This window comes from Aeromonas sp. 600479 (genome assembly GCF_049175515.1).
Classification (GTDB): Bacteria; Pseudomonadota; Gammaproteobacteria; order Enterobacterales; family Aeromonadaceae; genus Aeromonas; species Aeromonas veronii_A.
This window is the reverse complement of sequence record NZ_JAAKVF010000012.1, coordinates 51,641-63,292: the sequence shown is the minus strand read 5'-3', so window position 1 is coordinate 63,292 and position 11,652 is coordinate 51,641. Positions and strand designations below refer to the sequence as shown.

Here is an 11,652-nt window from a genome sequence, read left to right as displayed (position 1 = left end):
CCCGGCAGCAGATTCCACAATCATGACATAGCCACCTATAGGCACCAAGTTTTATGGCCCAGTTTTTCAAGCCCCAAAAGAAGTCCACCCAGCTCCAACGCATTGAATTTACGATAGACACCCTCGATCACCACTGCGTCGGTATCGGTCGCCATCAGGGCAAGGCGATCTTCGTCGAAGGGGCTCTGCCCGGCGAGACCGTCAAGGCACGCATCACCGAAGAGAAAAAGCAGTATGGTCACGCCGCCTTGCAGCAGGTGGTGACCCCGGCGGCCAACCGTATCGCCCCCTTCTGCAGCCACTATCGCGAGTGCGGCGGTTGCAGTGCCCAGCACATGTCGGTTGCCGATCAGCAAGCCGCCAAGGCGGCGGGACTGGTCAGCCTGTTCGAGCGGTTGGGCAACATCAAGGCGCCGGCGCTGGAGCCGGTACTGACCGGTGAAGATCGCGCCTACCGCCGGGTCTGTCGTCTGGCCATCAAATTTGACAAGAATGGTCGCTGCACCCGGGTCGGTTTCCGCCGCCGCAACAGCAACGATCTGGTGGAGATCGACAGTTGCCCGGTGCTGGCCGAACCGCTCTCTGCGCTGATTGCCCCGCTGCGTGAATGCCTCAATCGCCTCAAGAGCCAGCGCGAGCTGGGCCATGCGGAGCTTATCCAGGCCGAGCAGGGGATCATGATGCTGCTGCGCCACATCGGCCGCCCCAATGAGGCGGATCGCGCCCTGCTGGTGGCGTTTGCAAAAGCGCAGGGGATCGACCTCTATCTGCAAGCGGCCGATGATCGCATCGAAGCGCTGCAGCAACAATTTTCCCCATCCTATTCGCTGGATGGCCTGTCTCTTGCATTTGCTCCGGGTGACTTCATTCAGGTCAACGGCCCCATCAACCAGAGCATGGTTGAGCAGGCGCTGACATGGCTCGGGGCGAGCAAGGATGACAAGGTGCTCGATCTCTTCTGCGGTATCGGCAACTTCACCCTGCCGCTGGCCCGTCAGGCTCGCGAAGTGGTGGGTGTGGAAGGTGAACTGGCCATGGTGCAGCGGGCCGAAGAGAACGCCCGTCGCAACGGCATCAGCAATGCCCGTTTCTACAAAGCCGACCTGAGCGATGACATCGTCGGCATGTCCTGGGCGCGGGAAGGGTTTGATCTGGTGCTGCTGGATCCGGCTCGCCCCGGCGCGTTGGAAGTGATGGGACACGTCGTGAAACTTTCACCCAAGCGGGTGGTCTACGTCTCCTGTAACCCGGTCACCCTGGCACGGGACAGTCAGGTGCTGGTGAAAGGGGGTTACCGTCTGGTGCGCCTCGGCATGCTCGACATGTTCCCTCACACCGGTCATCTGGAGTCCATGGCGCTGTTTGAACGGGAGTAAATGACTCATCAGTTCGGCGATGCCGGATAGGTCATCCGGCATGTTCGTTACTCTTTGAGCAGGTGTGTATATGAAGTAATCCTGCTCATCAGTACGGCGATGCGGATATGTAATCTGGCATGTTTGCGGCTGTTTGAGCTGGTGTGTATATGAAGTAATCCTGCTCATCGGTACGGCGATGCGGATATGTAATCTGGCATGTCTGCGTCTGTTTGAGCTGGTGTGTATTTGAAGTAATCCTGCTCATCAGTTCGGCGATGCGGATGTGTAATCTGGCGTGTCTGCGGCTGTTTGAGCTGGTGTGGTATATGAAGTAATCCTGCTCATCAGTACGGCGATGCGGATATGTAATCTGGCATGTCTGCGTCTGTTTGAGCTGATGTGATTGGGGTAATCTAGACCCTCGTCGTTCGGCAGGGCCTGTTGGTGCGCTCTATTGTCTTTCTGGACAATATGCCTTGAAAAGTGCGCTGGATATCCCCATTTGAGGCAATCTCATGAGGGGGGAAAGTGACAGCTTTCGGCCCGATAATTTAAAGGATTGATACCATGGTTGCGGTTCGCGATATTCATTTGAAAGACAACTTCACCCTGGAAGAGTGGGTCAGCTCGCTCTCCTTGAGTGACAGTGAAAAGGATCAGCTGCGAACCGTCTACCAGTATTGTCTGACGCTCGGTGACGAGGCGCTGACCAGCAAGCTGCTGGTGCGCGGCATCGAAATGGTGGGCATCCTGCAGATGCTCAGCATGGATATCGGTACCCTAAAAGCGGCCATCATTTACCCCTTCGTCGAAGCCGGTCTCATCAGCCAGGAGCGGATGGACGAGGACTTCGGCTCCAAGATCGCCAAGCTGGTGGAAGGGGTGCTGGAGATGGAGGCCATCCGCTCCCTGCAGACCCTCCATCGCAGCGAAACCTCGCCGGAGCAGGTCGACAACGTGCGTCGCATGTTGCTTGCCATGGTCGAGGATGTGCGCGCCGTGGTGATCAAACTGGCGGAGCGGATCGCTTGCCTGCGGGAAGCGAAGACGGCAGATGAAGAGACCCGGGTGCTGATGGCCCAGGAGATCACCAATATCTATGCGCCGCTCGCCAATCGTCTGGGCATCGGCCAGCTCAAGTGGGAGCTGGAAGATCTCGCCTTCCGTTACCTGCACCCGGATACCTACAAACAGATCGCCAAGCAGCTCGACGAGAAGCGGCTCGACCGCGAGCGCTACATCCGCGAGTTTGTGCAATCCCTGCGTAATGGGTTGAAAGAGGCGGGAGTTGACGCCGAGGTGTACGGTCGGCCGAAACATATCTACAGCATCTGGCGCAAGATGCAGAAGAAGCACCTCGAATTCAACGAGTTGTTCGATGTGCGCGCGGTGCGGGTAGTGACCAAGCGGCTGCAGGATTGCTATGCGGCGCTCGGTATCGTCCATACCCAGTTCCACCACATTCCTCGCGAGTTTGACGACTATGTCGCCAACCCCAAACCCAACGGCTATCAGTCGATCCACACCGTAGTGGTGGGGCCGGAGGGCAAGACCGTCGAGATCCAGATCCGTACCGACCAGATGCATCAGGATGCCGAGCTCGGCGTCGCGGCGCACTGGCGTTACAAGGAAGGCGCGCAGGCTGGCGGCAAGGCCAACACCTTCGAAGACAAGATCGAGTGGCTGCGCAAGCTGCTCGCCTGGCAGGAAGATCTCTCCGAGAGCGGCTCTCTGCTGGAAGATCTGCGCAGTCAGGTGTTCGAGGACAGAGTCTACGTCTTCACCCCGAAAGGGGATGTGATCGACCTGCCGGCGGGCGCCACCCCGCTCGATTTTGCCTATCACGTCCACAGCATGATTGGTCACCGTTGCATCGGCGCCAAGATTGACGGCCGCATCGTGCCGTTTACCTACGCGCTGCAGACCGGCGATCAGGTGGAGGTGATCACCCAGAAGGAACCGAACCCGAGCCGTGACTGGATGAACCCCAACGCCGGCTTCCTGCGCTCCAGCCGGGCGCGGGCCAAGGTGGCGACCTGGTTCAGAAAACTGGATCGGGACAAGAATATCGTGGCCGGTCGCGAGCTGTTCGAGAAGGAGCTGGATCGCCACAATCTCAGCATGTCCAAGATCGACAAGGGCAACATGCTGCGCCGCTTCAATCTGGAGAGCACCGACGATCTGCTGGCCGGTATCGGCAGCGGCGATATCCGCATCAATCAGGTGCTCAACTATCTCGACACCTGCTACAACAAGCCGACGGCGGAAGAGGAAGATCGCCGCCTGCTGGAGAAGCTGGAGCAGAAGGCCAATGCGCCGATGCGCCACAAGCCCAAGGATCACATAGTGGTGGAAGGGGTCGGCAACCTGATGACCCATATTGCCCGCTGCTGCCAACCCATTCCGGGGGACTCCATTCAGGGCTTCATCACCATGGGGCGCGGGGTGTCCATCCACCGGGAAGATTGCGAGCAGCTCAAGGAGCTGTCACGGCGCAACCCGGAGCGGCTGATCGATGCGGTATGGGGGGAGAACTACTCCGGCGGCTATGGCCTCACCATCCGGATCATCTCCAACGATCGCTCCGGCCTGCTGCGCGATATCACCACAGTGCTGGCCAACGAGAAGATCAATGTGATGGGGGTGCGCTCACGCTCCAACGTGCGCGAGCAGACCGCCGAGATCGACATGGAGCTGGAGATTTACAACATCAACGCCTTCAACCGGGCGTTGGCCAAGCTCAGTCAGCTTAACGATGTGATCAGCGCCAAGCGGCTTTGATATCGAACCGACCGGCCCCAGTGGCCGGTCTGTATTTATGACCCTTTTTGAACAAATCGAAAGCGAATATCCCATGTCCCAACGTTACGATCTGCCCCAACTGCTCGACATCATGGCTCGCCTGCGCGATCCGCAAAACGGCTGCCCCTGGGATCTGAAACAGGACTTCCAGACCATAGTGCCGCATACCCTGGAAGAGGCCTACGAGGTGGCCGATGCCATCGAGACCGAGGATTGGCAGGGGCTGAAAGGGGAGTTGGGCGACCTGCTGTTTCAGGTGGTGTTTTACGCCCAGCTGGGTAAAGAGCGGGGCTTGTTCGACTTCGCCGATATCGTCGACACGGTGAGTGAAAAGCTCATTCGCCGTCACCCCCATGTTTTCTCGGATGCAGATCTCTCCAACGAGCAGGCGGTAAAAGCGAACTGGGAAGCGGAAAAGGCCAAAGAGCGGGCGGCCCTCGACAAAGAGAGTGTGCTGGACGATATCCCGCAGGCGCTGCCTGCCTTGACTCGCGCCGCCAAAATCCAGAAACGCTGCGCCACCGTCGGCTTTGACTGGAAGACGCTGGGGCCTGTGGTGGACAAGATCCACGAAGAGATCGACGAGGTGATGGAAGAGGTGCTGATGGTCGATGTGGACGAGGCGCGGGTGAGCGATGAGCTTGGTGACCTGCTGTTTGCCACCGTCAATCTGGTGCGTCATCTGGGCAAGGATCCGGAGCAGGTGCTGCGCGGCGCCAATGCCAAGTTCGAACGTCGTTTTCGTCAGGTTGAGCAGATAATCGCCGCAGAAGGCTTGAAAATGACCGATTGCACCCTCGAAAAGCTCGATGCCGCCTGGGATAAGGCGAAGGAAACCGAGCAAAGTTGATTTGGCGCAAGATGGGGGGGCGGTGAGCCTGATAGATTTTTGCTCATTGTTTGGGAGAGGGGGTTTTGGTATACTGTTTCCCCGTCCTGCTTCATCCCCGAAGCACCCCTTAAAATTCCCTAAACTTCTTTCAGGTTCAGCATGACGACCAAATATATTTTTGTTACTGGTGGCGTTGTTTCATCCCTCGGCAAAGGCATTGCCGCAGCTTCTCTGGCAGCCATTCTGGAAGCCCGTGGTCTGGATGTGACCATCATGAAACTGGACCCGTACATCAACGTGGATCCGGGCACCATGAGCCCGACCCAGCATGGTGAAGTGTTCGTAACCGAGGACGGGGCCGAAACCGATCTGGATTTGGGCCACTACGAGCGTTTCATCCGCACCAAGATGACCCGTCGCAACAACTTTACCACTGGCCGTATCTACGCCGACGTACTGCGTAAAGAGCGTCGTGGTGACTATCTGGGCGCCACCATTCAGGTTATCCCGCACATCACCAACGCCATCAAAGAGCGGGTGATTGCCGGTGCCGAAGGCCATCAGGTTGCCATCGTCGAAGTGGGCGGTACCGTAGGTGACATCGAGTCCCTGCCGTTCCTCGAAGCCATTCGTCAGCTGGCTGCCGAAGTGGGCCGCAACAACGCCATGTTCATGCACCTGACGCTGGTTCCTTACCTGGCTGCTGCCGGTGAAGTGAAGACCAAGCCGACCCAGCACTCCGTTAAAGAGCTGCTCTCCATCGGTATCCAGCCGGATGTGCTGATCTGCCGCTCCGACCGTGCCATTCCGGCCAACGAGCGCGCCAAGATCGCCCTGTTCTGCAACGTGCCCGAGCGCGCCGTCATCTCCATGAAAGACGTCGACTCCATCTACAAGATCCCGGCACTGCTGAAATCCCAGAATCTGGACTCCTACTTCACCGAGCGTTTCGGTCTGGAGTGCAAAGAAGCTGACTTGTCCGAGTGGGAACAGGTTATCTATGAAGAGGCCAACCCGACTGGTGAAGTAACCATCGGTATGGTCGGCAAGTACGTCTCCCTGCCGGACGCTTACAAGTCCGTCAACGAGGCGCTCAAGCACGGTGGTCTCAAGACCCGTCACTCCGTCAACATCAAGTACATCGACTCTCAGGATATCGAGACCCGTGGCGCCGAGCTGCTGGAAGGTCTGGACGCGATCCTGGTGCCGGGTGGCTTCGGTGAGCGTGGTGTGGAAGGCAAAATTCTGGCTGCCCAGTATGCCCGCGAGAACAAGATCCCCTACCTGGGTATCTGCCTCGGCATGCAGGTTGCCATGATCGAATTCGCTCGCAACGTAGCGGGTATGGAAGGGGCTCACTCCTCCGAATTCAAGAAAGATTGCGCGTATCCGGTCGTCGGCCTCATCACCGAGTGGGTGGATGAAGAGGGCAACGTCGAGACCCGTACCGAGAAGTCTGATCTGGGCGGTACCATGCGTCTGGGTTCCCAGCTCTGCCACCTGGTCGAAGATTCCAAAGTGCGTCAGATGTACGGCAGCCCGACCATTTACGAGCGTCACCGTCACCGTTACGAAGTAAACAACAAGCTGCTGCCGCAGATTGAAGCGGCAGGTCTGAAAGTGACCGGTCTCTCCGCTGACAAGAAGTTGGTGGAAATCATCGAGATCCCGGATCACCCCTGGTTCGTGGCTGCGCAGTTCCACCCGGAGTTCACCTCTACTCCTCGTGATGGCCACGCTCTGTTCGCCGGTTTTGTGAAGGCGGCAGGCGAGTATCAGAAGCGTAATTTGAAGTAATTGAAAATAAATGCGGTTGGGGCACTGTGCCACAGCCGCTTTTTTTGGCATATTTTTGTTGTTTTTTTACGAAACCTGAGGAAATACACATGTCCAAGATCGTTAAAGTGATCGGTCGTGAAATCATCGACTCCCGTGGTAACCCGACCGTTGAGGCCGAAGTTCACCTGGAAGGTGGTTTTGTTGGTATGGCAGCCGCTCCGTCTGGCGCGTCCACCGGTTCCCGCGAAGCGCTGGAACTGCGTGACGGCGACAAGGGCCGTTTCCTGGGTAAAGGTGTGCTGAAAGCCATCGAAGCCGTAAACGGCCCGATCGCTCAAGCTCTGCTGGGTAAAGATGCCAAGGACCAGGCCACTGTCGACCAGATCATGATCGACCTCGACGGTACCGAGAACAAATCCAAGTTCGGCGCCAACGCCATCCTGGCTGTTTCCCTGGCTAACGCCAAAGCTGCCGCTGCTGCCAAAGGCATGCCGCTGTACGCCCACATCGCCGAGCTGAACGGCACCCCGGGTGTTTACTCCATGCCGCTGCCGATGATGAACATCATCAACGGTGGTGAGCACGCCGACAACAACGTCGACATCCAGGAGTTCATGATCCAGCCGGTTGGCGCCAAGACCCTGAAAGAAGCCGTTCGCATGGGCGCAGAAGTGTTCCACAACCTGGCCAAAGTGCTGAAGTCCAAGGGCTACAACACTGCAGTTGGTGACGAAGGTGGTTTCGCTCCGAACCTGAAATCCAACGCCGAAGCGCTGGAAGTTATCGCTGAAGCCGTTGCCGCTGCCGGTTACAAACTGGGCACCGACATCACCCTGGCTATGGACTGCGCTGCTTCCGAGTTCTACGACGCAGAGAAGAAAGAGTACAACCTGAAAGGCGAAGGCCGTGTCTTCACCTCCAACGGTTTCTCCGACTTCCTGGCTGACCTGACCACCAAGTTCCCGATCGTCTCCATCGAAGATGGCCTGGACGAATCTGACTGGGAAGGTTTCGCCTACCAGACTGCTGAACTGGGCAAGAAAATCCAGATCGTGGGTGACGACCTGTTCGTAACCAACACCAAGATCCTGAAGCGCGGTATCGACAACGGCATCGCCAACTCCATCCTGATCAAGTTCAACCAGATCGGTTCTCTGACCGAAACTCTGGCTGCCATCAAGATGGCCAAAGACGCTGGCTACACTGCCGTCATCTCCCACCGTTCCGGTGAGACCGAAGACGCGACCATCGCCGACCTGGCTGTTGGTACCGCTGCTGGCCAGATCAAGACCGGTTCCATGAGCCGTTCTGACCGTGTTGCCAAGTACAACCAGCTGATCCGTATCGAAGAAGCTCTGGGTGCCAAAGCTCCTTTCCGCGGTCTGAAAGAAGTTAAAAACCAGGCTTAATTTGCTGGTTTGCCAGCTTCGACTGGAATGAAAAAAACCGGAACCCTTGGGTTCCGGTTTTTTTATGCCTGCTGTTCGAGCCAGCGTTGCAGATGCTGCACAAACAGCGCGGGCTGCTCGATGGGGTAGAGGTGCCCGGCGTGTTGCACCTGCAAGCGCTCGCAGACGGGAATGGCGTTGCCAATAGCCTCACAGACCAGCGCAAACAGCGCTCTGGTATCTGCGCCCTGCACGATGCAGGTGGGCATGTTGAGCATGGCAAGGCGCCCGGGTGACCAATCTGGTCGCTCGCTCTGGCTCAATTGTTTGGGCAGGCTATCGGCTTCTGCCAACTGCGCCTGCTGCCACTTGACGGGCTGGCTGGCAAAATAGCCGCCGCGGCCACCCGAGCCATCGATCAAACTGGCGACAGCCTGTGGCAACTTGCCCTCCTGCACCTGTGCAAACAGCGGGCCGAACATGGCGCCTGCATCGGCCATAAAGGCGGCAAGACCCTGCTCATCGAGGGCGCCGGGGCAACCCGGCTCCACCAGACAGAGTGAGCGAAACCGTTCGGGCGCCATCAGGGCGGCGGTCAGGGCGACATCCGCCCCGTATGACCAGCCCGCCAGATGCACTGGCCCGCACGGCAACTGCTCCAGCAGGGCAAGCAGATCGCCGGCATGGGTCTCAAGGCCAAACGGCCCCTCTCTGCCCGCCTCGCCAAAGTGGCGCAGGGTGGGGGCATAGACGGTGTAGTGCTGCGAGAGCTGCTCGATATGTTCGAGCCAGAGGGTGTGGTTGGCCAGCGCGCCATGGATCAGCAACAGCGGCTCGCCGCTGCCCGCCTGCAGGCAGGGCTGCGCGCTGCCATTGACGATAAAAGTGTGAGTCTGTGATTGCATATCAACGCCTCCCCGGCGTGTCATAAGAGCGGAGGAGTATATGACAAGCGCCCTGCGGCCGGTAAGTAGCCTCTTTCAGGCTGGCGCTAGCCACTATAAGCAAAAGTTGGGTCATTATCGGAAAACCCATAAATCCAGCTTATAGTGGCACCGACGAGCCTTGGGTCATGCCCAGATGGTCGATATCGACCCCGCAAGGAGATCTTCCGATCCTTGGTGATGTATTGGCGGGGATATTCGCAATTGTCCGAATCCGCTTCGCTATTCGAACTTGCGGGCTAGTTTTCTGTTAGTCTTTTTTCATCTTTGACAATTTATCAAACATAGTGATAACGGGGATAAAATAATTAGGTATGCCATCTTTTACTCCCCCCACCACTGAGGGTTTTTCATTTATTAATGCCGTGTCATTATCTCTTATTATTTCATAAACTTTAACAATGCAATTTTTGTTTATGTCCAAACCAAAAATGTTAAGTGATTCACCAGTTATCGGCATGTTTTTTATGGGGGTGGTTAGGTCGTAACTTGGCATTCTCTGCCATGCTTCAGAAACAAAAATCACTTCATGAATATTAAACTGGGGTATTAATTCTGCCACTTGTCGCCAAAATATTATCTTGTCTGCTTGGTCATTGAATGTTGTTGACAACGCATGAATCAAATTGAAATTATCATCATAAAAGAAAATTATAGCTATGTGATAACCATCATTATTGAATAATGATTTTGCTAGTTCGCCGTGAAATTCTACAAGGTTTTTTAAAGAGTTTGGTTTTTCAGAGCATTTAAATATATTTATGAAGTCCTCAGGTGGCTTTATCTCGTCATTTATATTTAAGGTTGATATTTTTATTGAAGATAAATGTAAGTCAGATAATTTGACGTAGTTAGTCTTAACGGTGTTGATTCGTGATGAAGTGAATTGAGAAGGAGAAGCAATGCTATCATCAAAGTGACTGTTTAAATGTTGGGATAAACTAACGCAGCAAGTATGTATCTTACCATATATATAAATTATTGCGTTAAGGAGTTCCCATTCAGGAAGTTCATTTGCAACCCAGCGACGTTCAATCTTTATCGAGGCTGAATCCATAAACCCGGTGGGAAGTTTTTTTTGTGCAAGGCGTATTAACTTTTTAACATTATAATTAATTAGTTCATTTCTACCGCATTCTAAATGAATGTCATGTTTTTCATCATATAAAAACAATAAAGTAGTGGATAATTTACTATGTAATTCTAAATCACCTTCTTTTTCAATCTTATTTCTTGAGTCTTTGGCCCAAGTCATAAGAACATCATTGTTCCAATTTTTAATAACTGCATCGTCATACCAACTAGTAAAGTTTGGTATATCATTTTTATTTTTTTGTATAATGAAAGTGACTGTTCTCGCTGTTTGTAAGAACTGGTTTAAATTCATTCTAAATAACTCTGGTTCGAAATATGTCCTCTCACAGCTTACAAGTATATGAGATAGGTCTTTTAATCTTCGTTCCCATGCTTTCATTAATATGCTCTCTCAAGTAATCAATAATAACTAGATCGCCAATGGTACTAAGCTGATAATGACGCATTCCGTATAAATCTGTACCAATTTAATTTCTGTCTCGGAAGGGGTATCTAAAGTGGGTATACGGTTAGCTTGACTCAGTGGCTATCCATATTCGTATAACGTCCTCTTTTTACATTACCTTCACCACGGTAAAAACAGTAATGTAAAACCAAAGTGTGAATATTTTTAGCGAGGCGATGTAACCTCGTTGTGCTATAACGAGGTTACCTCACTGGTACGTCATTATTTTTTAAAATCGAATTTCTACTGACCCCATACTACGCTTTGCCTCTCCGTGATAAACCGCTTCGATATTATTGCCATCCGGATCGAGGACAAAGGCTGCGTAATAGCCGGGGTGATAATTACGCTCGCCGGGGGCGCCGTTGTCTTTGCCGCCGTTAGCTAATGCGGCCTGATAAAAGCGATCCACCATGGCGCAGTCTTGCGCCTGAAAGGCGAGATGATGGCGACCGGTCAGTGCCCCCAGCGCGGCGGGGCTATCGACAGAGGTGACAAACAGTTCGTCTGCCCAGAAGTAGCCCTCACCTGTGCCGCCCAGCGGAATATCGAGGGTGGTGAGAATGGCCGTATAAAAGCGCTGGCTGGCTACCAAATCTTTGACCACCAGCTGGATATGGTCGATCAAGCGACCACGATGCAGGGTTTGTGTTTCCATACACCACCTTGATTTGCATGTTGTGGATGAGTCAGCGGCTTGCCGGTCAGTTTGTTTGGATCAAAAAGGGACCGGGCGAGATATGGCATGGCTACCGCCCCTGAATTTCAGCCTCCAGTCTGCTGCGTTTCACCAACGGGATGGGGTTGGCATGGCTCATGGGAGACTCCGACGAGGCAAGTGTTGCCAAATGGCAATATTAACCATGGCGCTGTGGAGAGAAAGCTCAATATTGAGAATTTCTGTGCAAGATCAATAAATTAATCAAATCTCGCCAACGATTGATGACGCGCCGACATAGCGTGAACAACCATTCTTGAACTATCACCATAGAATATTCATGGTCATATC

8 protein-coding genes are annotated in these 11,652 nt (G+C 54.4%); 5 read left to right on the top strand and 3 right to left on the bottom strand.

Features of this window, described 5'->3' with window-relative positions; genetic code table 11:
- The first annotated feature begins 53 nt into the window (after positions 1-53).
- The 5 genes from rlmD to eno all read left to right on the top strand — a co-directional run bounded on the left by rlmD (position 54) and on the right by eno (position 8,180).
- A complete protein-coding gene (rlmD, locus tag G5149_RS13605; RefSeq protein WP_270905591.1) occupies positions 54-1,376 on the top strand; it encodes a 23S rRNA (uracil(1939)-C(5))-methyltransferase RlmD in 1,323 nt (440 codons plus the stop codon).
- Between the two features lie 549 nt (positions 1,377-1,925).
- Positions 1,926-4,139: a GTP diphosphokinase gene (gene relA / locus G5149_RS13600; protein ID WP_005335588.1), complete on the top strand. Its 2,214-nt coding sequence runs from the start codon at positions 1,926-1,928 to the stop codon at positions 4,137-4,139.
- 73 nt (positions 4,140-4,212) lie between these two features.
- Entirely contained in the window at positions 4,213-5,010 is a 798-nt protein-coding gene (gene mazG / locus G5149_RS13595) for a nucleoside triphosphate pyrophosphohydrolase (RefSeq protein WP_421212627.1), read from the top strand.
- A gap of 141 nt (positions 5,011-5,151) precedes the next feature.
- Positions 5,152-6,789 (top strand): glutamine hydrolyzing CTP synthase, encoded by a 1,638-nt coding sequence (gene pyrG, locus G5149_RS13590; RefSeq protein WP_005335584.1) that lies wholly within the window; start codon positions 5,152-5,154, stop codon positions 6,787-6,789.
- Positions 6,790-6,878: 89 nt separating this feature from the next.
- Complete coding sequence (gene eno / locus G5149_RS13585) at positions 6,879-8,180, top strand: phosphopyruvate hydratase (RefSeq protein WP_421212626.1); 1,302 nt, start codon at positions 6,879-6,881, stop codon at positions 8,178-8,180.
- A gap of 62 nt (positions 8,181-8,242) precedes the next feature.
- Here eno and G5149_RS13580 read toward each other — a convergent pair whose 3' ends face one another.
- From G5149_RS13580 to G5149_RS13570, 3 genes are all read right to left on the bottom strand, one after another.
- Positions 8,243-9,064, bottom strand: coding sequence for an alpha/beta fold hydrolase (locus G5149_RS13580; protein WP_421212625.1), 822 nt, complete (start codon positions 9,062-9,064; stop codon positions 8,243-8,245).
- A 289-nt stretch (positions 9,065-9,353) separates the two neighbouring features.
- Positions 9,354-10,577 carry a hypothetical protein gene (locus G5149_RS13575; protein WP_421212624.1) on the bottom strand — a complete coding sequence of 408 codons (1,224 nt, stop codon included), beginning with the start codon at positions 10,575-10,577 and terminating at the stop codon, positions 9,354-9,356.
- Between the two features lie 295 nt (positions 10,578-10,872).
- A complete protein-coding gene (locus G5149_RS13570) occupies positions 10,873-11,301 on the bottom strand; it encodes a VOC family protein (RefSeq protein WP_421212623.1) in 429 nt (142 codons plus the stop codon).
- Positions 11,302-11,652: the final 351 nt, after the last annotated feature.